Here is a 26915-nt window from a genome sequence, read left to right on the forward strand (position 1 = left end):
GTTATCAGCCTGGTCGTTTACGGTTGTTGTTCCGCGGCGCGCCGTTACGGCGAGGGGCAGAATTACGGCGCGGGCCATTCCCGGTGCGGGTACGTGCCAGACGTTTTGGTGCCGGTAAATCAGTCAACAGCGCATCGCTATTGTATTTGCTGACAGGAATACTGTGACCGGTATAGGTCTCAATAGCCGGTAAGTTTAATGCATACTCTTCGCACGCCAGACTAATTGAATGGCCGCTTTCGCCAGCACGACCGGTACGACCGATACGGTGAACGTAATCTTCGCAATCGTCAGGCAGGTCGTAGTTGAATACGTGAGTCACCAACGGAATGTGTAGGCCACGAGCCGCAACATCGGTTGCTACCAGAATATCCAAATCGCCTTTGGTGAAATCTTCCAGAATTCGCAGACGTTTTTTCTGCGCGACATCGCCGGTCAGCAGGCCAACGCGGTGTCCATCGGCAGCCAGATGGCCCCAGATTTCTTCACAGCGGTGCTTGGTGTTGGCAAAAATGATGCAGCGGTCAGGCCATTCTTCTTCAATCAGCGTCTGTAACAGGCGCATCTTTTCGTCGTTTGAAGGGTAGAACAGTTCTTCTTTAATGCGGTGGCCGGTTTTTTGTAACGGCTCCACTTCCACGTATTCGGCGTTATTCATCTGTTCAAACGCCAGTTCACGTACGCGGTAGGACAACGTAGCGGAAAATAGCATATTCAGACGTTTTTCTACCGCAGGCATGCGGCGGAACAACCAGCGGATATCTTTAATAAAGCCCAAATCGTACATACGATCGGCTTCATCCAGTACCACTACCTGAATAGCGCCCAGATTAATGTAGTTTTGCTTTGCGTAGTCGATCAAACGGCCAGTGGTACCGATAAGAATATCGACGCCGCTTTCCAGCACTTTAAGCTGTTTGTCGTAGCCGTCACCGCCGTAGGCCAGACCCAGTTTCAAACCGGTAATCTGGGATAAGGCTTCAGCATCAGAATGAATCTGTACCGCCAGTTCCCGCGTCGGTGCCATAATTAATGCACGAGGCTGGTTAGTCTGACGACCCTCTTCTGCTGGGTGCGAAAGCAAATAATGAAAAGTAGACGCCAGGAATGCTAGCGTCTTTCCGGTACCGGTTTGCGCCTGACCTGCTACATCTCTCCCAGACAGGGTGAGAGGCAATGCTAACGCCTGAATCGGCGTGCAATATTGAAACCCTTTGTTTTCAAGGGCTTCAACAACTAGCGGGTGCAGGGCGAAGTCGGAAAACTTCTGTTCAGTCAAGTGTGTTTTGCTCATAGTGTGGTAGAATATCAGCTAACTATTGCTTTACGAAAGCGTATCCGGTGAAATAAAGTCAACCTAATGTTGGTTAATGCTACATCAACTAGGTAGACACAATCCTTTGGAGTAGAACATGAGCGATAAAATTATTCACCTGAGTGACGACAGCTTCGCCACTGACGTGCTGGAAGCCACTGGCCTGGTGTTGGTCGATTTCTGGGCTGAATGGTGTGGTCCGTGCAAGATGATTGCTCCGATTTTGGATGAGATTGCCGAAGAATACGAAGGCAAACTGACCATCGCTAAATTGAACATCGATCAGAACCCGGGCACCGCGCCAAAATACGGCATCCGTGGTATCCCGACGTTGTTGCTGTTTAAAGACGGTGCGGTTGCGGCAACTAAAGTGGGTGCCCTGTCCAAGAGCCAGCTGAAAGCGTTCCTGGACGAAAATCTGTAGTCGATATTAGTGTCAAAAGCCGGGTGTCCTGCGGTGGGTGTGATTTTCACACTGACCGCTAGACGCCTGCAAAGAAGCGTGTTAAGTTTATTCCACTGCGTATAGAACATACCTGTGAGTAGAATCTAGGTTTGTAGCATCTAAAAAATTCTGTAGCACCTAAATAGTTTGAATCTAAAGTTTTACTCTATGTCGAAACATTTGCGTTGAGAATATATATGAACTCAATCGGTTTTTTGACAGTCTAACGGTTTTAAAAAATCAGTCTAAGGTACCTTCAATTTATTGCCGTCGTTGAGTGCGAATTTTGCGCAAGCTATTACTCGCGCAGCACACAAGGCCGAGATTGAATGTCCATTAAACAGGCACGGATGACGCTGCCATACCCATTCACGACTAAAGTTCGAGACATACCCCGAGTTTAAGAACCCACCATTATGAATCTTACCGAATTAAAGAATACGCCGGTTTCTGATCTGATTACACTTGGCGAAAATATGGGGCTGGAAAACCTGGCCCGGATGCGTAAACAAGACATCATATTCTCTATCCTGAAGCAACATGCTAAAAGTGGAGAAGATATCTTCGGTGACGGCGTATTGGAGATATTGCAGGATGGATTTGGTTTCCTCCGTTCAGCAGACAGCTCCTACCTCGCCGGTCCCGACGACATCTATGTATCCCCAAGTCAAATTCGCCGTTTCAACCTCCGCACTGGTGACACCATTTCCGGTAAGATTCGTCCGCCAAAAGAAGGCGAGCGTTATTTTGCACTGTTAAAAGTTAACGAAGTTAACTATGACAAACCGGAAAACGCCCGTAATAAAATTCTGTTTGAAAACTTAACCCCGCTGCATGCAAATTCACGTTTGCGTATGGAACGCGGTAACGGTTCAACAGAAGACTTAACGGCGCGCGTGTTGGATCTGGCTTCGCCAATTGGCCGCGGACAACGTGGTTTGATCGTAGCACCGCCAAAAGCGGGTAAAACCATGCTGTTGCAGAACATTGCAACCAGCATTGCCTACAATCACCCAGACTGCGTGCTGATGGTATTGTTGATTGATGAGCGTCCGGAAGAAGTTACCGAGATGCAGCGTCTGGTTAAAGGTGAAGTTATTGCTTCTACCTTTGATGAGCCAGCGTCTCGCCACGTTCAGGTAGCCGAAATGGTTATTGAGAAGGCGAAACGTCTGGTTGAGCACAAAAAAGACGTTATCATCCTACTGGACTCCATTACTCGTCTGGCTCGCGCCTATAACACCGTGGTGCCTGCCTCAGGTAAGGTTCTGACCGGTGGTGTGGATGCTAACGCCCTACATCGTCCTAAGCGTTTCTTCGGTGCGGCGCGTAATGTGGAAGAGGGCGGAAGCCTGACCATCATCGCAACCGCTCTGGTTGATACCGGTTCGAAGATGGATGAAGTGATTTACGAAGAATTTAAAGGTACTGGTAACATGGAATTGCACTTGGCGCGTAAAATCGCTGAGAAACGTGTATTCCCTGCTATCGATTACAACCGTTCCGGTACTCGTAAAGAAGAGTTGCTCACCACGACTGAAGAATTACAAAAAATGTGGATTCTGCGCAAAATTATCCATCCAATGGGTGAAATTGATGCAATGGAATTCCTCATTAATAAATTAGCTATGACGAAGACCAACGACGACTTCTTCGATATGATGAGACGTTCGTAATTTAAATAAAACGAACAAAACGCCACGCTCAGTCGTGGCGTTTTTCACGTTTGGAATATACGATAAATACGCTTATTTATTTGATCAGTAGATCTACACCGTTAATGGTGATGGCATTTTCGTATCTAGCTCTAGGTTATCCGTGAATAGAACGAGGATATTGTTGTAAAAACAATATAGGCTGTCACCCTAATAGGAAATGACTGAAAGGTTGTTTTGCATCGTGGAGTAAGTTTACTCACATGCTAAGCTGCCTTATCTTTTGCAGAGAGCTGTTTAACGTGAAATTACTCACCATGAGTACAGAGATTCTAATCGTCCTGCTGTTTTCTTTAGCTTTTTTATTCATCGCCCGTAAAGTGGCAAAGAGAATCGGTCTCGTCGATAAACCCAATTACCGTAAACGCCATCAGGGGCTGATTCCCTTAGTCGGCGGTATTTCTGTGTATGCGGGTATCTGTTTTGCCTTCCTGATATCCAGCCAGCAAATTCCCTTCGGTTCACTCTATCTGGCTTGCGCCGGTTTATTAGTGTTCGTTGGTGCTTTGGATGACCGCTTTGATATTAGCGTTAAAATCCGCGCTTTTGTTCAGGCTTTAGTCGGTGTAGTAATGATGGCGTTTGCCGGACTCTATCTGCACAGCCTTGGACACGTTCTTGGCCCGTGGGAAATGGTTCTCGGCCCGTTCGGTTACGTGGTTACGCTGTTTGCCGTGTGGGCGGCTATCAATGCATTCAATATGGTTGACGGTATTGACGGGCTGCTGGGTGGGCTGTCTTGCGTGTCATTCGGTGCGATGGGCATCTTGCTCTATCAGGCCGGGCATATGGCACTGGCGTTTTGGTGTTTTGCGATGATTGCGGCGATTACGCCATATATCTTGCTAAATCTCGGTTTGTTGGGGCGCCGCTATAAAGTCTTTATGGGCGATGCGGGTAGCACGCTGATTGGTTTTACCGCCATTTGGATTCTGTTGCAGACCACTCAGGGTAAAACCCATCCGATCAATCCGGTTACCGCTCTGTGGATTATCGCGATTCCGCTAATGGACATGATTGCCATTATGTATCGCCGCTTGCGTAAAGGTATGAGTCCGTTCTCGCCTGACCGCCAGCATATCCACCATCTCATCATGCGTGCAGGCTTCACTTCCCGACAGGCATTTGTCCTAATTACCTTGGCTGCGGCCTTGCTGGCGGCCGTCGGTGTTATCGGCGAACGACTGGTATTTGTTCCTGAATGGGTAATGTTGGCATTATTCTTGCTTGCATTCTTCCTGTATGGCTACTGCATCAAACGAGCCTGGCGAGTGGCGCGTTTCATCAAGCGTATTAAGCGCCGGATGCGGCGGGCTAATAATAAGCATGTATCTTAATCAGAGGCTTTTGGGCAGTGATGAAACCAGAAAAAACGTCTACTAACAATGAACTGGCTGTCGATAACGAGTTAGATATCCGCGGCCTTTGCTGCACGCTGTGGCGTGGTAAAGCCTGGATTATCGGTATGGCGGTTCTGTTTGCCGTCATTGCCCTAAGCGTGTCCTACTTAGTGAAGCAGCAGTGGAGCGCCACTGCGATTACCGATAAGCCAACAGTTAATAATCTGGGCGGCTATTATTCCCAACAGCAGTTTTTGCGTAACCTGGATTCCCGTTTAGTTTCAGGTTCGGCTAGCGAGCAGCCGAGTATTTCTGACGAAGCTTATAATGAGTTCATTATTCAACTAGCGGCTTACGATACCCGTCGTGACTTCTGGCTGAAGAGTGATTACTACAAGCAACGTCAGGAAGGGGATGCCAAAGCGGATGCAGCTTTGCTGGATGAGCTGGTCAATAATATTCAATTCACGCCGCACGATGACAAAAAAGTGCTGAATGACAGCGTGAAACTGACCGCGGAAACCGCTACTGACTCGAACAAATTGCTACGTGAGTATGTCGATTTTGCTAGCCAGCGTGCTGCCAGTCACTTAAATGATGAAATTCAAGGGGCATGGGCCGCGCGAACTCAGTCAATGAAAGCACAGGTTAAGCGGCAGGAAGCCGTAGCGCAGGCGGTTTACGATCGTGAGCTGAATGCGGTTAAGCAAGCGCTGAAAGTGGCCGAAAAACAGGGTATTAGCCGTAACCAAACGGATACGCCTGCGGAGCAACTGCCGGATTCCAAAATGTTCCTGCTGGGCAAACCTATGCTTCAGGCGCGTTTAGAAACTCTGGCAGCATCAGGCCCAAGCTTTGATATCGATTACGATCAAAACCGCGCTATGCTGGCAACATTAAACGTTGGGCCGACTCTGGAAGAGAAATTCCAGACCTACCGTTACCTGCGTACTCCGGAAGATCCGGTAACTCGCGATAGCCCGCGTCGCGCTTTCCTGATGATTATGTGGGGAGCGATTGGCGCACTAGTCGGAGCTGGCGTGGCATTGGCCCGTCGTCCCGGCGTAAAGCACTAAATTGCTAATGGGCGCGTAAGCGCCCAACTTGCAGGCGTTGTCTGCGGCTAACTGACCTAAAAGAGATTCACTGTGAAAGTGTTGACTGTTTTTGGCACCCGTCCTGAAGCCATCAAAATGGCTCCTCTGGTGCATGCCTTGGCTCAGGATGAAGCCTTTGAATCAAAAGTCTGCGTCACTGCTCAACACCGAGAGATGTTGGATCAGGTCCTAAGATTGTTTGAAATTGAGCCCGATTATGATTTGAATATCATGAAGCCGGGACAGGGACTGACTGAAATAACCTGCCGTATTTTGGAAGGTTTAAAGCCCGTTCTGGCCGAATTTAAACCGGATGTCATTTTAGTCCACGGTGATACCACCACGACTTTGGCAACCAGCTTGGCCGCGTTTTATCAGCGAATTCCAGTAGGCCACGTTGAAGCGGGCCTGCGTACCGGAGACCTTTATTCTCCGTGGCCAGAAGAAGCCAACCGTAAGCTTACAGGCCATTTGGCCATGTACCACTTTGCGCCAACGGAAAATTCGCGTCAGAACCTGTTGCGTGAGTTGCTGCCGGATAATCGTATTTTTGTGACTGGAAATACCGTGATTGACGCGCTGTTTTGGGTGCGCGATCGGGTGTTGAAAGACGAGAAACTGCGTAAGGATCTGGACGCTCGCTATCCTTTCCTCGATGCCAATAAAAAAATGATTCTGGTGACAGGCCATCGTCGCGAGAGCTTTGGCGGCGGGTTTGAGCGCATTTGCAGCGCACTGGCTGAAATTGCCCGTAATCACCCGGACGTGCAGGTTGTATACCCAGTTCACCTTAATCCCAACGTCAGCGAGCCGGTTAACCGTATCCTGCACGGTGTCGACAACATCATTCTGATCGATCCGCAGGATTACCTGCCATTTGTCTACCTGATGAACCATGCTTATATGATTCTGACAGACTCGGGCGGAATTCAGGAAGAAGCGCCATCGCTAGGCAAGCCGGTGCTGGTTATGCGTGACACTACCGAGCGCCCAGAAGCGGTAGATTCAGGCACCGTTCTGCTGGTGGGCACCGACGTTAAAAAAATTGTAGATGCTGTAACCCATTTGCTGGTGGATGAAAATGCATATCACCAAATGAGTCGGGCACATAATCCTTACGGTGACGGGCACGCCTGTCAACGCATCCTAGAAGCATTAAAGAATCATCAGGTGACGCTATGAGTTTTGAAACTATTTCTGTTATCGGTCTTGGATATATCGGTTTACCTACCGCAGCCGCTTTTGCCTCGCGCAAGAAAAAGGTGATTGGCGTCGATGTTAACGCTCATGCGGTCGAGACCATTAATCGCGGTGCGATTCATATCGTCGAGCCGGATTTGGATAAAGTTGTCAAAATTGCCGTTGAAGGCGGCTATTTGCAGGCGTTCACCAAGCCATTGGCTGCCGATGCTTTCCTGATTGCCGTGCCAACGCCGTTTAAAGGCGATCACGAACCCGACATGGTGTACGTAGAGTCTGCGGCTAAATCTATTGCACCGGTGCTGAAGAAAGGCGATCTGGTGATTCTGGAGTCGACTTCGCCGGTTGGCGCTACAGAACAAATGGCTCAGTGGTTGGCTGAATTCCGCCCAGACCTGAGCTTCCCACAGCAGGCTGGAGAAGCAGCAGACATTAATATCGCCTATTGCCCAGAGCGCGTACTGCCGGGCCAGGTGATGGTTGAACTGATTCAGAATGATCGGGTGATTGGCGGTATGACGCCAAAATGTTCTGCCCGCGCCAGTGAGCTGTACAAGATTTTCTTGGAAGGCGAATGTGTGGTGACCAATGCCCGCACCGCTGAAATGTGCAAACTGACTGAAAACAGCTTCCGCGATGTCAACATTGCTTTTGCTAACGAACTGTCGCTGATTTGTGCCGACCAGGGCATTAACGTGTGGGAACTGATTCGTTTGGCGAACCGCCATCCGCGCGTCAATATTCTGCAACCTGGTCCGGGCGTTGGCGGCCACTGTATCGCCGTCGATCCATGGTTTATCGTTTCGCAAAATCCGCAGCAGGCGCGTCTGATCCATACCGCACGTCTGGTCAATGATGGCAAACCTTTATGGGTTGTCGACCGCGTGAAAGCGGCGGTGGCTGATTGTCTGGCGAACAGCGACAAGCGTGCATCAGAAGTAAAAATTGCCTGCTTCGGTCTGGCGTTTAAGCCAAACATTGATGACCTACGTGAAAGCCCGGCGGTAGAAATCGCACACCTGATTGCAGAATGGCATGCGGGTGAAACCTTGGTGGTTGAGCCGAACGTAGAGCAATTGCCGAAATCATTAGCAGGTAACGTTACGCTGAAAAACACGGCGGAAGCGCTGCAGCAAGCAGATGTGCTGGTGATGCTGGTCGATCACAGCCAGTTTAAGGCAATTAAACCTGAAGAAGTGAAGCAACAGTGGATTGTTGATACCAAAGGAGTATGGCGTTGAGACGTATTCTGGTCACTGGTGGCGCCGGTTTTATCGGCTCCGCCGTGGTGAGACATATCATCAATGACACGGCCGACAGCGTTGTGGTGGTTGATAAACTCACCTATGCAGGGAATAGGGAATCTCTGACCGTCGTGGCAGACAGCGATCGCTATGCGTTTGAGCATGTTGATATTTGCGACCGCGCCGCGCTGGATCGTATCTTTGCGCAGTATCAGCCAGATGCAGTGATGCATCTGGCCGCTGAAAGCCACGTGGATCGATCCATTGATGGCCCAGCCGCTTTTATAGAAACCAATATTGTGGGTACTTACACGCTGTTGGAAGCTGCTCGGCACTACTGGCAGGCGCTGGCAGCAGAGAAAAAGCAGGCATTTCGTTTCCATCATATCTCTACCGATGAAGTGTATGGCGATCTGCACGGCACGGACTGTCTCTTTACCGAAACCACGCCTTACGCCCCAAGCAGCCCGTATTCTGCGTCAAAAGCTTCCAGCGACCATTTGGTTAGAGCCTGGTTGCGTACTTATGGCCTGCCGACGTTGGTCACTAACTGTTCCAATAACTATGGCCCATACCATTTCCCTGAAAAGCTGATTCCGCTGGTGATTTTAAACGCGCTGGCCGGTAAGTCTTTGCCTGTTTATGGCAACGGCGCTCAGGTTCGCGACTGGTTATATGTAGAAGACCACGCGCGCGCGCTATATCAGGTAGTGACCGAGGGCGTAGTAGGCGAAACCTACAATATCGGCGGGCACAACGAGCGCAAAAATATCGAAGTGGTAGAAACCATTTGCACTTTGCTAGACGAACTGGTGCCCAACAAACCCGCGGGAATCGCCCACTACAGTGATTTGATCACTTACGTCAAAGATCGCCCAGGCCACGATATGCGCTATGCCATTGATGCCGGGAAGATTGAGCGAGAGCTGGGCTGGCGTCCGCAGGAAACCTTTGAGAGCGGTATTCGTAAGACCGTCAATTGGTATCTTGGCAACAGATCCTGGTGGCAACGCGTACAGGACGGCTCTTATGCCGGCGAACGTTTGGGTCTGAGCGATTAAATTTCGCCAGCACGTCTAAAAGTCACTGTACGGCCATCTAACGCGCTGCTTCATTTGAACAGCGCGTTGTTACAGGTCAAATCAGGAGTTTCTATGAAAGGCATAGTTCTGGCGGGCGGTTCCGGTACCCGTTTACACCCTATTACTCGCGGCGTCTCTAAACAGCTGCTTCCGGTTTACGATAAGCCGATGATTTATTATCCGTTGTCAGTCTTAATGCTGGCCGGCATTCGCGATATTCTGATTATTTCCACTCCTGAAGATTTGCCTTCCTTCCGGCGTTTGCTGGGTGATGGTTCTGAGTTTGGTATTAACCTAAGTTATGCCGAGCAGCCGAAGCCAGAAGGCTTGGCGCAGGCTTTCTTGATCGGCGAAGAGTTCATTAACGGTGAATCCTGCTGTCTGGTTCTTGGGGATAATATCTACTTTGGTCAAGGGTTTAGCCCTAAACTGAAAAGTGTCGTTGCCCGAAAGAAAGGCGCGACCGTTTTCGGTTATCAGGTGATGGACCCAGAGCGTTTTGGCGTGGTGGAGTTCGACGATAATTTCCGAGCGCTTTCCATCGAAGAAAAGCCAAGCGTGCCTAAATCCAATTGGGCAGTAACCGGGCTTTATTTCTACGATAATCAAGTGGTTGATTTTGCCAAGCAGGTTAAACCTTCTTCCCGCGGTGAACTGGAAATTACCACCATCAACCAGATGTATCTGGAGCGCGGTGAGTTAACGGTTGAGCTACTAGGTCGTGGCTTTGCCTGGTTAGATACCGGTACCCACGATAGCCTGATTGAAGCCAGTACCTTCGTACAAACGGTAGAGAAGCGTCAGGGCTTTAAAATCGCCTGTCTGGAAGAAATTTCCTGGCGTAATGGCTGGCTGGATGATGATGGCGTAAAACGCGCTGCCACCGCTCTGGCAAAAACGGGTTACGGTAAATATCTGCTGGATTTATTGCATGCTCGTCCGCGCCAATATTGAACCGCTGAACTGGGAAAGTGAATTTTTCCAGAGACACAGCGCAAAACTGAATTTATCTGATTCTGCCCCGTTGCTGAACCCGGCAGAATTGGATGCCTATGCTTTGGTTCAGGCTAAAATCCCTGCGCACCGTCTGGATTGGGTTGATGCCCTTAATCTGCTGGGTTTTCGTCTGGTTGAAAGTGAAATCGATCTTTCACTGCCAATTGGCACGGAAACTGCTTCTGTCGCTGACCATTCGGGAACGACGGCGAGTTCCGCCTTTTCCGATATGCTGGCTGCAGGCTCAGTTCGGATCGCAACTGAATTGGATATTCCTCAGTTGCGCAGCGCCGCAGCCCGCGCTTTTGCTCTTAGTCGTTTCCGTGCGCCTTGGTATGAGTCGCAGGATAGCGGGCGTTTCTACGCGCTATGGGCCGAAAAAGCGGTACTGGGAACTTTCGACCACCAATGTTTGCTGGTGGTCGATAGCCATAATCAGGCTATCGGGTTTGTCACTTTGCGTAATTTGCAGGATGGCTCGGCTCGAATTGGTTTGCTGGCGGCGTTTCCGGGAGCCGCAGGGCAAGGTATTGGTACAAAACTTATGTCGGCGGCAAAGCAGTGGTGTCAGCATCACGGGTTACAGCGGCTATATGTCGCCACTCAGATGAGTAACATCGCAGCTTTGCGTCTCTATATTCGTAGCGGGGCATCTATTGAGAGCACCGCTTATTGGTTATGCAGGGGATGAAATGATTCCATTTAACACACCACCGGTTGTTGGCTCCGAACTGGGTTATATGCAAGATGCAATTAACAGCGGGAAGCTTTGCGGAGATGGCGGTTTTACCCATCGTTGCCAGCAGTGGATGGAGCAGCGTTTTAACTGCCCGAAAGTCTTGCTGACCCCTTCTTGCACCGCATCGTTGGAAATGGCGGCTTTGTTGCTGAACATTAAGCCCGGCGATGAAGTGATCATGCCGAGTTTTACCTTTGTTTCCACCGCTAATGCCTTTGTATTGCGCGGTGCAACAATGGTATTTGTCGATATTCGTCCCGACACCATGAATATCGATGAAACCAAAATTGAAGCGGCGATTACCGATAAAACTAAAGTGATTGTGCCCGTTCACTATGCTGGCGTTGCCTGCGAGATGGATACCATCATGGCGCTGGCAAAAAAATACGATCTGTTTGTGGTTGAAGATGCCGCTCAGGGCGTGATGTCGACTTACAAAGGCAAAGCGCTGGGTACTATTGGCCATATTGGTTGCTTTAGCTTCCATGAAACCAAAAACTACACGGCGGGTGGAGAAGGCGGCGCAACGCTGATTAATGATCCATCTCTGATCGATCGCGCCGAAATCATCCGTGAAAAAGGCACCAACCGCAGCCAGTTCTTCCGCGGTCAGGTGGATAAATATACCTGGCGTGATATCGGTTCTAGCTATCTGATGGCTGATTTACAGGCTGCCTATCTATGGGGGCAGTTGGAAGCTGCTGAACAGATTAATCAACGTCGACTGTCTCTGTGGCAAAATTACTACGCTGCATTCAAGCCTCTTGCTGACGCAGGCCGTATCGATTTACCAATAGTCCCTGCTGATGTTGAACAGAATGCTCATATGTTTTATATCAAACTTCGTGATATTGAAGAGCGTTCGGCCTTTATCAGCTATATGAAAGAAGCCGATATTTTGACGGTCTTCCATTATATTCCGTTGCATGCCTGCCCGGCGGGTGCCGAATTTGGCCGTTTATCCGGTGAGGATTGCTTTACCACCAAAGAGAGTGAGCGTCTGGTGCGTCTACCGATCTTCTATATGCTGACCGAGGCCAACCAGAAAATCATTATTAACCGCGTACTGAGTTTCTTCGCCTGATATGTCATTGGCAAAAGCATCTATTTGGACCGCAGGCTCTACGCTGATTAAGATCGGCGTAGGTTTGCTGGTAGTTAAACTGCTGGCGGTCACTTTTGGCCCCAGCGGCGTAGGACAGGCGGGTAACTTCCGCCAGTTAATTACGGTATTAGGCGTATTATCAGGAGCCGGTATTTTTAACGGCGTTACCAAATATGTCGCAGAATATCATCAGCAACCGGAGCGGCTACGTGCGGTATTAGGCACCTCGTCGGCGATAGTGTTGGGTTTCTCTACCTTATTGGCTTTGCTGTTTTTATTTGCGGCAAAACCGGTGAGCGTGGCGCTATTTGGCCGTGCTGATTATGAGAACGTGGTGCGTGCCGTCGCCTTTATTCAAATGGGTATCGCCTACGCGAACCTGTTTCTGGCTATTCTTAAAGGTTATCGCGATGCGATGGGCAACGCGCTGGCGATTATCGGCGGTAGTCTGATTGGCGTAGTGGCTTATTATCTTTGCTTCCGATTAGGCGGCTATTTTGGCGCGTTAGTGGGTTTAGCATTGGTTCCTGCGTTGGTCGTCGTGCCAGCGACTTTTATTCTGGTGCGTCGCAAGACTATTCCCTTCAGCTACCTTAAACTAAGTTGGGATAAGGCGCTGGCCAGCCATTTGGGTAAGTTCACCATAATGGCGCTGATTACCTCAGTAACGCTTCCTGTCGCTTACGTGATGATGCGTAATCTTCTGGCAAAACAGTATGGCTGGGATGAAGTTGGTATTTGGCAAGGGGTAAGCAGTATTTCAGATGCCTACCTGCAGTTTATTACCGCCTCTTTTACCGTTTATTTGTTGCCGACGCTGTCGCGTTTAAAGGATAAAGCGGATATTTCCCGCGAGATTTTACGCTCGCTGAAGTTTGTACTGCCGGTGGTTGCCGCAGCCAGCATGATGGTGTGGTTACTGCGTGATTTTGCGATTTGGCTGTTATTCTCTAAGCAGTTTACCGCGATGCGCGATTTATTTGCCTGGCAGTTGGTGGGTGACGTGCTAAAAGTAGGGTCTTATGTCTTCGGCTATTTGGTTATCGCAAAAGCCTCCCTGCGATTTTATATTCTAGCGGAAGTTAGCCAGTTCCTGTTGTTGACCGGTTTTGCCCATTGGCTGATTCCGTTACATGGTTCTCTTGGCGCAGCCCAGGCTTATATGGCAACTTATATCGTTTATTTTGCCCTGTGTAGCTGCGTATTCGTCATTTACCGTAGATCTTCGTTACCTAGAAAAACATGAAAACCCTGATTCACGTATTGGGATCTGACATCCCGCATCATAACCAGACGGTGCTGCGCTTCTTTAACGATGTGCTGGCCGCGCGCCTGCCCGCCGAACAGGTGCGGCATTTTATGGTCGCGGCGAAAGACAGTGCCTCCTTTGCTGTTTTTGATGCTTTAGAGATTGAAACTCTGCCCAATAAGAAAGCGTTGGCTGAGGCGGTTATTGGGCGCGCGCAGGCCGATCGTAATACCCGTTTCTTTTGGCATGGACAGTTTAATGCCACGCTGTGGTTGGCTTTATTAAGCGGCAAAATTAAGCCATATCAGGTTTTCTGGCACGTTTGGGGTGCCGATCTGTATGAAGATGCAAAAAGCTGGAAATTCCGCCTGTTTTACCTGCTGCGCCGCTTGGCTCAAGGGCGTGTCGGGCACGTTTTTGCTACTCGCGGGGATTTGATTCACTATCAGCAGCGTCATCCGCGAGTGCCAGCGTCTTTGCTTTATTTCCCAACGCGTATGGACCCGACGCTGACCGGCGTTCAGGCTGAGAAGCCTTTAGTCGGGCCAATGACGATTTTGGTCGGTAATTCCGGTGATACCACTAACCGACATATTGAAGCGCTGAAATCCATTCGTCAGCAGTTTGGCGCCGATGTTCGGGTGATTTTGCCGATGGGCTATCCCGCGAACAATGATGCTTATATCGATCAGGTGCGAACCGCTGGGCTGAAGTTATTTCCGGCAGAAAATCTACGTATTCTGACCGAACAAATTGCCTTCGATGACTATCTGAATATTCTGCGCGAATGCGATTTAGGCTATTTTATTTTTAATCGTCAGCAGGGAATCGGCACTTTGTGTCTGTTAACCCAATTTGGCGTGCCTTTTGTCCTTAGCCGTCTGAATCCGTTCTGGCAGGATTTGGCTGAGCAACATATTCCAGTGTTGTTCTACGGTGATACGCTGGATGAAGCTTTGATACGTGAAGCACAACGGCAATTGGCCGGTCTGGATAAGCAATCCATCGCTTTCTTTAACCCTAATTATATCGATGGTTGGCAGCAGGCATTAGCGCTGGCGGCGGGAGAAAACCCATGACGTTGGGGCAATTTGGCGGCTTGCTGAGCGTCTATTTGATCGCAGTGATTTTTATCCTCACGTTGACCTATCAGGAGTTCAGGCGGGTTCGCTTCAACTTTAACGTCTTCTTTTCCATGCTGTATTTACTGACGTTTTACTTCGGTTTTCCGCTGACCTGCATGTTGGTATTTCAGTTTGATGTCGCAGTAGTTCCGGCGGACTATTTGCTGTACGCCATACTGTCCGCCACGGCGTTTTACGCCATTTACTATGTCACCTATAAAACGCGTCTGCGGAAGCCGCGAACTCAGCCACGGCGGCCGATATTTACGATGAATCGGGTTGAAACCAACCTGACCTGGATCTTATTGGCGCTGGTGGCGATTGGCACCGTAGGTATTTTCTTCCTACAGAACGGCTTCCTGTTATTTAAGCTGAATTCTTATAGCCAGATATTCTCCAGTGATGTTTCCGGCGTGGCTCTGAAGCGTTTCTTCTACTTCTTCATTCCGGCGATGTTGGTGGTGTATTTCCTTAAACAGGATATGCGGGCATGGTTCTTTTTCCTCGCCAGCACCGTAGCCTTCGGCATTCTGACCTATGTTATCGTGGGGGGAACCCGCGCCAATATCATTATCGCTTTTGCATTGTTCCTGTTTATCGGCATTGTGCGCGGTTGGATTACGCTGTGGATGCTGGTGGCAGCTGGCGTATTCGGTATTGTCGGTATGTTCTGGCTGGCGCTGAAACGCTATAGCCTGGATGTCAGCGGCGCGGAGGCGTTCTATACCTTCCTGTACCTAACGCGAGACACCTTCTCGCCGTGGGAAAATCTGGGGCTGTTGCTGCAAAATTACGACAAGATAGATTTCCAGGGACTGGCACCAATAGTTCGAGATTTCTACGTGTTTATCCCAAGCTGGCTCTGGCCGGGGCGTCCTGATTTGGTGCTGAATACCGCGAACTACTTCACCTGGGACGTATTGGATAACCATTCCGGGCTGGCGATTTCCCCTACGCTGATTGGTTCTCTGGTGGTTATGGGCGGCGCGCTGTTTATCCCTATCGGTGCGATTATTGTCGGGCTGATTATTAAGTGGTTTGACTGGCTATACGAGCAAGGTAAAGCGGAAACTAACCGCTACAAGGCGGCGATTCTGCAAAGCTTCTGCTTCGGAGCCGTATTTAATATGATCGTATTGGCGCGTGAAGGGCTGGATTCGTTTGTTTCTCGAGTGGTCTTCTTTTGCATTATTTTCGGCGCCTGTCTGGTGGTAGCGAAACTGCTGTATTGGTTATTCGACGTCAGCGGACTAATAACGCAACGTATTCGTCGCAGCTATACTGGGGCGAACAATGCTTCTTCTGCCGACACGACGAGTCAACTGTAAGGTTTAAGTGTAGAAATGGAACAAAAAACAGCAATTCCTAAGTACAACCTGCGTGGCTTCAATATCTGGGGGTTCCGCGATATGGCCCAGGTGCTGGATTATCTGCTGGGAAATGAACAAGTAAAAACCGGTACTTTGGTGGCGATGAACGCGGAAAAGCTGCTGAAGGCAGAAGATGACGCCGCATTGCGAACCCAGTTGAACGATGCGGAGTATCTCTACGCCGACGGCATCAGCATGGTACGTGCGATTCGCCGTAAGTATGCCGGTGCTGAAGTGTCGCGCGTTGCAGGGGCAGACCTGTGGGAAGCCTTGATGCAGCGTGCTGGTCAGCAGGGGACACCGGTGTTTCTGGTCGGTGGTAAGCCGGAAATCCTGGCAGAAACAGAAGAAAAACTGCGGGCGCAGTGGAATGTGAATATCGTCGGCTCACAGGACGGCTACTTTACTCCAGAACAGCGGGACGCCTTGTTCACCCGCATTGCTGCCAGCGGCGCAGCGATTGTGACGGTGGCTATGGGTTCGCCAAAGCAGGAAATCTTTATGCGCGATTGCCGTCAGGTTCACCCTAATGCGCTGTATATGGGCGTAGGTGGTACTTATGACGTGTTTACTGGCCATGTAAAGCGAGCGCCTAAGGTTTGGCAGAATCTAGGGTTAGAATGGCTGTATCGCCTGCTGTCGCAGCCGAGCCGTATTCGTCGTCAGCTTAAATTGCTTAAATTTGTAGGTTATTACTATACCGGACGTCTTTAACTGCGTCTGTCGCAGGGTTGGTGAATCCAGCCCTGCCAGTATTTCCTCCTGAGCTATTCCTCGCAAAAATACATCCCAGCAATATCCCTTTAAGGAATAAAAATTCATTTTTATATTCCATAAGGTTTTAATTTGTTGTTTGCTTATATGATTCAGATACGGAACGATATTGGCCGGTTAATTTCCGTGACGAGTACGACAGTTTTTTTAAGTTAGCTCGGCATGCATTTTTCTAACCTGATTGCAGCAGACCAGCAGTTTTAGCGCTTCCTTTCGCAGGTGTTCGGCGTGAACTCAGTCGCTTTTCTCTTTTCCTGATAATTATAACAACCGGGGTTATCCGGGGGATTGAACACAACAAAATTAAGTCTACAGAGGATTTATGGCAGACAACGAAGATAAAAAAGGATTACACCGTGGGCTGGAAGCCCGGCATATCGAACTGATAGCGCTAGGTGGCACCATTGGCGTCGGGTTATTTATGGGCGCAGCCAGTACGCTGAAATGGGCAGGGCCATCAGTGTTACTGGCATACATCATTGCCGGGTTGTTCGTATTTTTCATTATGCGTGCCATGGGCGAAATGCTCTATCTGGAGCCGGTGGCCGGTTCTTTTGCGGTTTACGCCCATAAGTATCTCAGCCCGTATTTTGGCTATCTGACGGCCTGGGGCTATTGGTTTATGTGGATAGCCGTGGGTATATCGGAGATAACCGCCATTGGCCTATACGTCAGCTTCTGGTTCCCCGAATTGCCACAGTGGATACCGGCGATCGCCGGCGTAGTCATTGTCGCGTTGGCGAATCTCGCAGCGGTGCGGCTGTACGGTGAAATGGAATTTTGGTTCGCGATGATCAAAGTCACCACTATTATTGTGATGATAGTGGTTGGTATCGGCGTGATCTTCTTTGGTTTCGGCAATCAGGGCCAGGCGATTGGTTTCGATAACCTGACGCAGCACGGTGGCTTCTTTGCTGGTGGTTGGAAAGGTTTCCTGTTTGCACTGTGTATTGTCGTAGCGTCCTATCAGGGTGTGGAACTGGTTGGTATCACCGCCGGTGAAGCGAAAAACCCCCAAGTCACCTTAAAACGCGCGATTAACAATATTCTGTGGCGGATTCTGATTTTCTACGTCGGTGCGATTTTCGTGATCGTCACTATCTTCCCGTGGAATGAAATTGGTTCTACCGGTAGCCCGTTCGTACTGACATTTGCCAAGATTGGTATTACCGCAGCGGCTGGGATTATCAACTTTGTGGTGCTGACCGCTGCGCTGTCCGGCTGTAACAGCGGTATGTACAGCGGCGGGCGTATGTTGTATGCCTTGGCGATGAATCGCCAGTTGCCCGCTATTTTGACGAAAGTCTCTGCCAGCGGCGTGCCGGTTTACTGTATCGCAGTCACTATTCTGTGTTTGCTGATCGGTTCCAGCCTCAACTACATCATTCCTAATCCTCAGCAGGTGTTTGTGTATGTCTACAGCGCCAGCGTGTTGCCAGGTATGGTACCGTGGTTTGTGGTGCTGATTAGCCAGCTGCGTTTCCGTCAGGTACATAAAGAAGCGATTAAGCAACATCCGTTTAAATCCATTATGTTCCCCTATGTGAACTATCTGACCATCGCCTTCCTGATTTGTGTGCTGGTTGGTATGGGGATTAATCCGGATACGCGCTTATCTTTATTAGTGGGAGCGATTTTCCTGGCGTTAGTGTCACTGTGCTATTTCGCCTTAGGGATGCATAAGAAACGCGTGTGATGACGAAACGTCTATAAAACCAGCGATAAAGGTAGGGTGAGGGGACTAAATAGCTGTCTTTTGCGGCAGAGAGAGCAAAGCGTAATCAAACGCACTATTTCTTCTAAAAAAGCACTAGACAGTTAGGCATTAAAACCGTAGTATCCTCACCCGCAACGGCGCTAAGCGCCCGTAGCTCAGCTGGATAGAGCGCTGCCCTCCGGAGGCAGAGGTCTCAGGTTCGAATCCTGTCGGGCGCACCATTAATTTTGTGTGCAAGAGCTGCGGTGGTAATATTGCCGCGTACGACGGTTGTGAGCAGTAAAGAAGTTATGGTGGCTATAGCTCAGTTGGTAGAGCCCTGGATTGTGATTCCAGTTGTCGTGGGTTCGAGTCCCATTAGCCACCCCAAATTTTTGTGGAACATGCGATGGTGGCGGAATTGGTAGACGCGCTAGCTTCAGGTGTTAGTGTCCTTACGGACGTGAGGGTTCAAGTCCCTCCCTTCGCACCACACAAACTATGTAGATTTTATTAATATTTACATAGACATAAGTCGAAAGACTATGTAGAGTAGGCAGTAAGAAATCGGCGAGTAGCGCAGCTTGGTAGCGCAACTGGTTTGGGACCAGTGGGTCGGAGGTTCGAATCCTCTCTCGCCGACCACATTCCGAAGAAAACCCCGCAATGCGGGGTTTTTTTTCGTCTTGAATTTGTCTCTCAGCGTTAACCCTTTCTGCTTATCGCTGAGAAGAGGATGCCGCTGGCATTCTGCTTTATCAATATTCCGCTGCTTTAATTCTCTTGTGCATCATTCAAAGAGCAATACTTCAATTAAAGGATTCATCAGGTAGCGTTTTCTCAGCTAAATGGATTCAGTTCCCCTGCCAAAGCCAAAGCCAAAGCCAAAGCCAAAGCCAAAGCCAAAGCTATTGCGATTTATCGGTGTTGGGTTTTTGCGACACTAGATATCGGTAATGTCTCTCAATGGAGACATATAACATAATGATAAATATGAATAAAAATAGGAATCGGTTTTTACGTCGTTTTGTAGCGACAGATCAAATCCAAACGTGATGAAACTCAGAGCCTGAAGAGGAATAAATCGGTCTTGGTCTAAAAATATTAAAAATTGATTTATTTCATAATGTTAAGTCACTTTTTTGGCTTTATTTACAGTAACGTTCAAGAGATTAAATAAGTTGGCACGGGAAGTGCAATATCTATCTTGTAGATGCTCATCCCACTTCTTATGACAGCTTAGTCTTCATAAACCCAGGGATGATGCAGAGCCAATTTTAGGGTGCCTATTGTCCACGTAAACGATGTTGAGCGGTAACCAATCCCCTCCTTCATCACATACCGGGCGTAACGTTGAGTGAGGCACCAATCTGTTGACTGTAGACCTGATATTTTATGACACTTGCTTAATCGGCAAGTGTTTTTTTTTGCCGGTAGGAAAGTTTGCGGTTCGGCAGATAAAAGAAAGGCTCCCGCAGGAGCCTGTCTCAATCACAGTAAAAGATTTTACTCGCCGTTTTGTTTCAGCGTTAGCATTAACCCTTCACGACGTACCTGAGCCGCATCTTCTGGACGGTGCAGTTTGTCATAAGCATCGGCCAGCCAGGCGTAATCGTAGCCGTCGGGACGCTGTTGCAGCGCAGCGCGGAAGGCTTCGCTAGCCTGTTCCCACTCGCCGTGCTTCAGCATCAATTGCCCCAGCGTACTATTTAGCAATGGCGTCGCGCCGTGCTGCTTGATTTGCTGACGTAATGCTTTTTCCAAAGGATCGGGATTACCTGATTTAAGGCGCGGGATCAGTAAGATCAGTCTTTCGTCATATTGACGTTTTAGCCCATCTAGAATCACCTGTTGCGCCACTTCGTGATCGTTACACTCAATCAGGTGTTCAGCTAGAGCTACCTGCAGCGCCACATTATGGCGGATTTTGCGGTTTTGATCGTGCCACCAGCGCTTCAATCCATCGCTGCCTTCTTCGGCCATGCACTGATTCATGATGCCAATATAAGCTTGCTGTTCCAGCGCGCTGATTTCAGCCGCGGTATGCAACTGTATTTTCTGCATCGCCGGTAAAATTTCCAGCAATGAGCTGAAAGCCCCGGTGCGTAGATAAGCCTGCTCCGCCAGCCTTAATACTTCCGGGTGACGCGGCGCCAGTTCCAGCAGGCGATCAACCCCGTGGCGAGCGGCGTGGATCTGCCCCTGAGCCAGTTGAATACGTACCCGAGTGATATCTACCGGTAATTGGTCGGTATCTGCCACTTCGGCAGCTCGCTCCAGATATTGATTGGTTCGGAACTCGTCGCCGCATTGCTGAGCCGCCTCGGCTGCCAGCAAATAGTTAACCATTGGCTGTTCGGCGTGCTCGGCGTTGCGGGTAAGCAAATGTTCAACCTGCTTAAAATCGCCTTCGGCCAGTTTGATCAGCGCGGCTTTGGTTTGCTTGCGAGCGCGGCTGCGTTTGCGACCGATAAACCAGCCTCTGGTGCGAGCCCCCGTGCGGAACATTCGACGTAATACAGATTCGATGAGATACAGCACGAAAATCAATCCAACCAGCATAATGGTCAATTTAGTGATGCTGGTTTCAATATTGTAATCATCAGTTTGAATCAATACATAGCCTTGATGACCGGCGAGCATCGGGCCAAGAATGATCCCGGCGATCAGCAGCAGAAATAGCAGTAAGACTCGAATCATACTTATCCCTCCTGATTGACCACAGGCGTTTGCGCCAGCAGGTTACGGACACGAGTTTGCATCAACTTTTCCAGTAGCGGCTGGCTTTTTAGCTGATCCGGCACGTCCATTGAGATCGATTGTTGGCTCAGGCTTTCCAGTTCATCGAGGAAAGCCTTGGTGCTCGGGTCGTTAACGTCGAAATAAGCCCGAACCCATGTTGAAATGGTTTCCAGCGACTGTTTGTACACTTCGTCCTGATGGCGCGGAACCGCCTGAGCGGCTACCAACAGGCGAGAACGAATATTTTCCCGTAGATAAATATCCTGATTCGGTGCTAACAGCGGCTCGGCGCTGCTATCGCGGCGGCGAATAGTCACGAAATCGGAGAGGAAACTGTGCCAGCTTTTGGATAAATTCTGTTTCCAATCGGAAAGGGAGCTGGACAGTTCGGTGCTGTCTTCATCCATCGGCGCATCATCAGTCACGTTATCCGCCATGCGCAGATTATCGACCTGATTAGAAAGCTGATTTAGCTTGAGAATGATCCCGTCAAAATCGATTTGGCTTAGGGCAGACAGTGCGCTGATATCTTCGGTAATGGCGCGGCGTACCTCAATCAGGCTCGGATCATTCATATCCGCCAGACTCGCATCGGCGCTTTTTAATAAGGTTGCGGCGCTGAGGACATCCTGATCGCTCCACAGTTTACGTCCTGCCATTTTCACCAGAAAATCAGCCTGAGCCAGTAGCCAGGCTTTAGCATCACTGCCGGAAATGGTGGCGACTTTCCCTTGCAGTTCATTGAGTTGGCGAGCCAAAGACGCTTGCTGGCGGTCAGCGGTGTCTAGCGCTTTACCTTGTTGCTGTAACAAAGCTTCAAGCCGCTGTTTTTCCTGCGTTTGGCTGGTTTTTAACGCAGCCAGTTGGTCTTGTAACGCTTGATTGGCGGCGACCAACTGTTGTTTCTGTTGATGGCCCTGATAATAAAGGCCGGCACTCAGAATAATTGCAATGGCGATAGCAACAGCGCCGAGAATGGGCCCGCTACGCTTGTCTTTTGGTGTTTCAGCCTCTGGCTGTTGGGGCCGCTCAACCGCTGTGGTTGTCTCTTCCACTGGGGCGGATGGGGTAGTGTGTTCCGTCATATTGGGCATCCCATAGTCAGGTTTATTGTAGCGCGCGGATCAGCGCGTCATTATCGGCATTCTCAGCCACTCGAATGTCATTCCAGCCTAGTTGACTGGCAAGGGCGGCCAAACGATCGCTCACCACTATCAGGCGGCAGCGCAGCAGCCAGGAAGAACGATAGTAATCAGGAATTAAAGTATAGATCTGCTGTAACATTTCGCCGCTGGTTACCACCAGGATATCAACGCCGGCTCGCTGCCAGTGGGCGCTTTGCTCACTGCCATCGTAATAGATCGGGCTACGTTGATAACATTCGCAAAATGTGACCTCGGCGCCGCGTGCAGCGAGGCTTTCACCTAATAGCTCCCGACCACCGTTACCACGCAGCAACAGGGCTTTTTTACCCTGTAATTCCTGCAAGTCAGGCAGTAGGAGCAGCATTTCGCTGGTTTCACCCATCGGCGGAAAAGTGACCGGTAGGCGACTCACCGTGTGCAGCGCCAATGCCGTCGAGCGACCTATAGCATAATAAGATAGCTCGGCAGGCCAGAACAGTTTATTTCTGTTTAACAGCGGGTTGGCATAGCGAATGGCGTTCTGCGACAGCGCAAAAACCAGATCGCCTGCCTGCATTTCTGCCAACATTTCCGGTAGACGAGGTAAATCTCGGCCCGGAGAGAAATCGATTAAAGGCGCATGATAGGCAACCCGACCTAGTGCTCGTAGGCGGCTGACTAACTGTTCACCGGCAGGAGAAGGGCGAGTGACCAGAATAGTCATAGTGGCGGATTATCCTGATAAACCAGCGCCAGAATTTCTTTGGCACCGCGAGAGAGCAGCTCATCGGCCAGCTCGATGCCCATTTGTTCTGCATTGGCAGATGGGCCGCGGCGTTCACCGCAGATCATTTGGCTACCGTCCGGCGCGCCGACCAACGCGCGCAGCCACAGAGTGTCATCTTCTAGCACCGCGTAGCTACCAATTGGCACCTGACAGCCGCCTTCAAGGCGGGTATTCATGGCGCGTTCGGCGCACACGCGCAGCTCAGTCTGGCGGTGATTGAGTGGCGCAAGCAGTTCGCGGGTGAGAGTATCATCCAGACGGCATTCGATACCGACAGCGCCCTGGCCGACTGCTGGCAAGGATTCTTCCGGACTCATGGCGTAGCGGATACGTTCTTTCAAACCAAGGCGGTTTAAACCGGCGACGGCCAGAATAATGGCATCGTAGTCGCCCTGATCCAGTTTCGACAAACGAGTGCCTACGTTGCCGCGCAAATCTTTGACGATCAGATCCGGGCGGCGTTGGCGTAGCTGACACTGACGGCGCAGGCTAGAAGTACCCACCACGCTGCCCGCCGGTAATTCATCCATATGCTGGTAATTATTCGAAACAAAAGCATCTCGCGGATCGTCACGTTCACAAATAGTGACCAGCCCCAATCCTTCGGGGAAGGCGATCGGCACGTCTTTCATAGAATGCACGGCGACATCGGCTCGGCCTTCCAGCAACGCCAGCTCCAGCTCTTTTACAAACAGGCCTTTGCCACCCACTTTGGCCAAAGGCGTATCAAGGATAATGTCTCCGCGGGTCACCATCGGAACCAGCTCCACCTGTAGCCCCGGATGACAGGCTTGCAGCAGCTGCTGTACATAATGTGCTTGCCACAATGCCAATGGGCTTTGTCGCGTGGCAATTCGAATAATTTTGTCTAACATGCTCATTACCGTTTTTATATTTAGCTAACCATCCTAACACCGAGAAGGGAAAACTGTCAGTGTAGAAGCCACAGGATTCAGGCGGATAACCGTGCAAGAAAGACGCTATGGTAACAAATGGACGGCTGGATAGGGTGGCTGGGTAAGTATTAGAATGGCGCATATAGCTTTACTTTCTTTACGGTCAATCGGCAAGGTGTTAGATTGATCACGTTTCCAGCAATAATTCGTTAAATATTCTTCTAAACTAAAGGCGAATCGGGAACACGGGTTTTTTTCTAGGCACTGGAACAATCAGGCGAGACGTCTTGTACCTCTACATCGAGACACTGAAACAGCGACTGGATGCGATCAACCAATTACGAGTCGATCGCGCCTTGGCGGCCATGGGGCCAGCCTTCCAAAAGGTCTACAGTCTGCTGCCAACCTTATTACATTATCATCACCCACTGATGCCAGGTTACCTTGATGGTAACGTTCCCCACGGCGTCTGTTTCTTCACGCCTACGGAAACCCAACAACAGTATATTACTGAAGTTGAAAGCAAATGGGGTGAACCGCTGCAATTAGCGCGGGAAGGCGAACTGCCGATCACCGGCGTTTACACCATGGGCAGTACCTCTTCTATTGGGCAAAGCAGCACTTCGGATCTGGACATTTGGGTGTGCCACCAAGCCTGGCTGGATAACGAAGAACGCAATCAGCTACAACAAAAATGCAGCCAATTGGAGAAATGGGCGGCCTCTATGGGCGTCGAAGTCAGCTTTTTCCTGATCGACGAAAACCGTTTCCGCCACAATGCCAGCGGCAGTTTGGGCGGTGAAGACTGCGGTTCTACGCAACATATTCTGTTATTAGACGAGTTCTACCGCAGCGCAGTGCGCCTGGCGGGGAAACGTATTCTGTGGAATATGGTGCCGATAGAAGAAGAAGGCCATTACGACGATTACGTGCTTTCTTTATATGCCCAAGGTGCGCTGACGCCAAATGAATGGCTGGATCTCGGTGGCTTGAGTACCCTATCGGCTGAAGAGTATTTCGGAGCCAGCCTGTGGCAGCTCTATAAGAGTATTGATTCACCCTACAAAGCCGTCTTGAAAACGCTGCTGTTGGAAGCGTATTCGTGGGAATACCCGAATTCTCAGCTGCTGGCGATGGAAATCAAGCAGCGTCTGCATAAAGGCGAGATTGTGTCATTCGGTCTGGATGGCTACTGCATGATGCTGGATCGCGTCACGCGTTATCTGACGCAAATCGAAGATACTACTCGTCTGGATTTAGTCCGCCGCTGTTTCTATCTGAAAGTTTGCGAAAAACTGTCTAAAACGCCGGCCAGCAGCGGTTGGCGTCGGGAGATACTGAGCCAACTGGTTAGTGAGTGGGGCTGGAGCGAAGAGCGTCTGGAAATGCTGGACAATCGCGCCAACTGGAAAATTGAGCGGGTGCGTGAAGCGCATAACGAGCTGTTGGATGCGATGATGCAGAGTTATCGCAATCTGATCCGTTTCGCGCGTCGTAATAATCTGAGCGTTAGTGCCAGTCCGCAGGATATCGGGGTATTGACCCGTAAACTCTATGCGGCCTTTGAGGCGCTACCGGGTAAAGTTACTTTAGTTAACCCACAAATCTCGCCGGATCTGTCCGAAGAACATTTGACCTTTATTCACGTACCGGCAGGACGCGCTAACCGGCCCGGTTGGTATTTGTATAATCAGGCTCCGTCTATGGATGCCATAGTGAGCCATCAGCCGCTGGAATATAACCGCTATCTGAACAAACTGGTGGCTTGGGCTTATTTCAACGGCTTACTGACGTCAAAAACGCATTTACATATTAAAAGCGCCAATTTGTGCGATACGGTAAAATTGCAAGAACTGGTGACGGATGTTTCTCACCATTTCCCATTGCGTTTGCCTGCGCCGACGCCGAAAGCGCTGTACAGCCCGTGCGAAATCCGCCATCTGGCGATCATCGTCAATCTGGAAAACGATCCGACGGCCGCTTTCCGCAACCAGATTGTGCATTTTGATTTCCGAAAACTGGACGTATTCAGTTTCGGTGAGCAACAGCAGTGTCTGGTGGGCAGTATCGATTTACTGTATCGCAACTCGTGGAACGAAGTGCGAACCCTGCATTTCAGCGGCGAACAGGCGGTATTGGAGGCATTGAAAACCATTTTAGGCAAAATGCATCAGGACGCCGCGCCGCCGGAATCCGTTGATGTATTCTGCTACAGCCAGCATTTACGCGGGCTGATTCGCACCCGCATTCAACAATTGGTATCCGAATGCATCGAGCTGCGCCTTTCCAGCACTCGTCAAGAACCGGGTCGCTTTAAAGCGGTTCGAGTCGCCGGGCAGACCTGGGGGCTGTTCTTCGAGCGTCTTAGTGTATCGGTGCAGAAACTGGAAAATGCGGTGGAATTCTACGGTGCCATTTCCAATAACAAGCTGCATGGTCTGTCGATTCAGGTAGAAACCGATCAGATTCATTTACCGCCGGTTGTCGACGGATTCGCTAGTGAAGGAATTATTCAGTTCTTCTTTGAAGGCACTAGCGATGGGAAAGGCTTCAATATCTACATTCTCGACGAGAGCAATAGAGTTGAGGTTTACCATCATTGCGAAGGCAGTAAAGAAGAGTTGGTGCGCGATGTCAGCCGCTTCTACTCATCGTCTCACGATCGTTTCACCTATGGCTCCAGCTTTATTAACTTTAACCTGCCGCAGTTCTATCAGATTGTGCAGTTAGACGGGCGCACTCAGGTGATTCCGTTCCGCAGCACTACGCTTTCTCATCTGTGTCATAACGCGACGGAAAAAGAGTCTTCCACGCCGCCGCAACAGTTTCAGCTGCACTAGTTATCGTTAAACGTCATTGGTAAACCGGAAATCAG

The 26915-nt window shown here is 49.9% G+C and carries 21 protein-coding genes and 4 tRNA genes; 20 read left to right on the top strand and 5 right to left on the bottom strand.

Annotated features, from left to right (window positions below):
- Positions 1-4: 4 nt before the first annotated feature.
- Positions 5-1294 (bottom strand): ATP-dependent RNA helicase RhlB, encoded by a 1290-nt coding sequence (rhlB, locus tag DBA33_RS10845; protein ID WP_064514466.1) that lies wholly within the window; start codon positions 1292-1294, stop codon positions 5-7.
- A gap of 118 nt (positions 1295-1412) precedes the next feature.
- Here rhlB and trxA point away from each other — a divergent pair, with 118 nt between their 5' ends.
- The 19 genes from trxA to DBA33_RS10940 all read left to right on the top strand — a co-directional run bounded on the left by trxA (position 1413) and on the right by DBA33_RS10940 (position 19136).
- Positions 1413-1739: a thioredoxin TrxA gene (gene trxA / locus DBA33_RS10850; protein WP_049600750.1), complete on the top strand. Its 327-nt coding sequence runs from the start codon at positions 1413-1415 to the stop codon at positions 1737-1739.
- A 437-nt stretch (positions 1740-2176) separates the two neighbouring features.
- Positions 2177-3436 carry a transcription termination factor Rho gene (gene rho / locus DBA33_RS10855; RefSeq protein WP_049600753.1) on the top strand — a complete coding sequence of 420 codons (1260 nt, stop codon included), beginning with the start codon at positions 2177-2179 and terminating at the stop codon, positions 3434-3436.
- Positions 3437-3717: 281 nt separating this feature from the next.
- Positions 3718-4812: a UDP-N-acetylglucosamine--undecaprenyl-phosphate N-acetylglucosaminephosphotransferase gene (gene wecA / locus DBA33_RS10860; RefSeq protein ID WP_120806496.1), complete on the top strand. Its 1095-nt coding sequence runs from the start codon at positions 3718-3720 to the stop codon at positions 4810-4812.
- 20 nt (positions 4813-4832) lie between these two features.
- Complete coding sequence (gene wzzE, locus DBA33_RS10865; protein ID WP_064514463.1) at positions 4833-5891, top strand: ECA polysaccharide chain length modulation protein; 1059 nt, start codon at positions 4833-4835, stop codon at positions 5889-5891.
- A 72-nt stretch (positions 5892-5963) separates the two neighbouring features.
- Entirely contained in the window at positions 5964-7094 is a 1131-nt protein-coding gene (gene wecB, locus DBA33_RS10870) for a UDP-N-acetylglucosamine 2-epimerase (non-hydrolyzing) (protein WP_064514461.1), read from the top strand.
- Entirely contained in the window at positions 7091-8353 is a 1263-nt protein-coding gene (gene wecC / locus DBA33_RS10875) for a UDP-N-acetyl-D-mannosamine dehydrogenase (protein WP_064514458.1), read from the top strand. The genes wecB and wecC overlap by 4 nt, the downstream gene beginning before the upstream one ends.
- A complete protein-coding gene (rffG, locus tag DBA33_RS10880) occupies positions 8344-9417 on the top strand; it encodes a dTDP-glucose 4,6-dehydratase (RefSeq protein WP_205582774.1) in 1074 nt (357 codons plus the stop codon). The genes wecC and rffG overlap by 10 nt, the downstream gene beginning before the upstream one ends.
- Before the next feature lie 93 nt (positions 9418-9510).
- Entirely contained in the window at positions 9511-10392 is an 882-nt protein-coding gene (rfbA, locus tag DBA33_RS10885) for a glucose-1-phosphate thymidylyltransferase RfbA (RefSeq protein WP_120806468.1), read from the top strand.
- Positions 10370-11125: a dTDP-4-amino-4,6-dideoxy-D-galactose acyltransferase gene (rffC, locus tag DBA33_RS10890; RefSeq protein ID WP_064514452.1), complete on the top strand. Its 756-nt coding sequence runs from the start codon at positions 10370-10372 to the stop codon at positions 11123-11125. The genes rfbA and rffC overlap by 23 nt, the downstream gene beginning before the upstream one ends.
- A 1-nt stretch (position 11126) precedes the next feature.
- Complete coding sequence (rffA, locus tag DBA33_RS10895) at positions 11127-12257, top strand: dTDP-4-amino-4,6-dideoxygalactose transaminase (protein ID WP_064514449.1); 1131 nt, start codon at positions 11127-11129, stop codon at positions 12255-12257.
- 1 nt (position 12258) lies between these two features.
- Positions 12259-13524 (top strand): lipid III flippase WzxE, encoded by a 1266-nt coding sequence (gene wzxE / locus DBA33_RS10900; RefSeq protein WP_064514446.1) that lies wholly within the window; start codon positions 12259-12261, stop codon positions 13522-13524.
- Entirely contained in the window at positions 13521-14606 is a 1086-nt protein-coding gene (locus tag DBA33_RS10905; protein ID WP_064514443.1) for a TDP-N-acetylfucosamine:lipid II N-acetylfucosaminyltransferase, read from the top strand. Before wzxE ends, DBA33_RS10905 begins: the two co-directional genes overlap by 4 nt.
- The gene (gene wzyE, locus DBA33_RS10910) at positions 14603-15979 is read left to right on the top strand and encodes an ECA oligosaccharide polymerase (RefSeq protein WP_064514439.1); all 1377 of its coding nucleotides are present in this window, start codon (positions 14603-14605) and stop codon (positions 15977-15979) included. The genes DBA33_RS10905 and wzyE overlap by 4 nt, the downstream gene beginning before the upstream one ends.
- Before the next feature lie 15 nt (positions 15980-15994).
- Complete coding sequence (gene wecG / locus DBA33_RS10915; RefSeq protein WP_064514436.1) at positions 15995-16735, top strand: lipopolysaccharide N-acetylmannosaminouronosyltransferase; 741 nt, start codon at positions 15995-15997, stop codon at positions 16733-16735.
- A gap of 382 nt (positions 16736-17117) precedes the next feature.
- The gene (locus DBA33_RS10920; RefSeq protein WP_064514433.1) at positions 17118-18491 is read left to right on the top strand and encodes an amino acid permease; all 1374 of its coding nucleotides are present in this window, start codon (positions 17118-17120) and stop codon (positions 18489-18491) included.
- A 165-nt stretch (positions 18492-18656) separates the two neighbouring features.
- Positions 18657-18733, top strand: a tRNA-Arg gene (locus tag DBA33_RS10925).
- A 72-nt stretch (positions 18734-18805) separates the two neighbouring features.
- A tRNA-His gene (locus DBA33_RS10930) sits at positions 18806-18881 on the top strand.
- Between the two features lie 16 nt (positions 18882-18897).
- Positions 18898-18984: transfer RNA gene (locus tag DBA33_RS10935), tRNA-Leu, on the top strand.
- A 75-nt stretch (positions 18985-19059) separates the two neighbouring features.
- Positions 19060-19136 (top strand) — tRNA-Pro (locus tag DBA33_RS10940).
- Between the two features lie 861 nt (positions 19137-19997).
- Here DBA33_RS10940 and hemY read toward each other — a convergent pair.
- Genes hemY through hemC form a run of 4 tightly spaced genes read right to left on the bottom strand, consistent with a single transcriptional unit; the run spans position 19998 to position 24019 of the window.
- A complete protein-coding gene (gene hemY / locus DBA33_RS10945; protein ID WP_064514430.1) occupies positions 19998-21191 on the bottom strand; it encodes a protoheme IX biogenesis protein HemY in 1194 nt (397 codons plus the stop codon).
- Between the two features lie 2 nt (positions 21192-21193).
- Positions 21194-22318: a uroporphyrinogen-III C-methyltransferase gene (gene hemX / locus DBA33_RS10950; RefSeq protein ID WP_064514427.1), complete on the bottom strand. Its 1125-nt coding sequence runs from the start codon at positions 22316-22318 to the stop codon at positions 21194-21196.
- A 22-nt stretch (positions 22319-22340) separates the two neighbouring features.
- Complete coding sequence (hemD, locus tag DBA33_RS10955; RefSeq protein WP_064514426.1) at positions 22341-23081, bottom strand: uroporphyrinogen-III synthase; 741 nt, start codon at positions 23079-23081, stop codon at positions 22341-22343.
- Positions 23078-24019: a hydroxymethylbilane synthase gene (gene hemC, locus DBA33_RS10960; protein WP_064514423.1), complete on the bottom strand. Its 942-nt coding sequence runs from the start codon at positions 24017-24019 to the stop codon at positions 23078-23080. The genes hemD and hemC overlap by 4 nt, the downstream gene beginning before the upstream one ends.
- Before the next feature lie 308 nt (positions 24020-24327).
- Between hemC and DBA33_RS10970 the strand changes: the two genes are divergently transcribed.
- Positions 24328-26880, top strand: coding sequence for a class I adenylate cyclase (locus DBA33_RS10970; protein ID WP_064514421.1), 2553 nt, complete (start codon positions 24328-24330; stop codon positions 26878-26880).
- Positions 26881-26915 lie beyond the last annotated feature (35 nt).

The sequence above is a fragment of the Yersinia sp. IP36721 genome, from assembly GCF_003634395.1.
Taxonomy (GTDB): domain Bacteria; phylum Pseudomonadota; class Gammaproteobacteria; order Enterobacterales; family Enterobacteriaceae; genus Yersinia; species Yersinia entomophaga.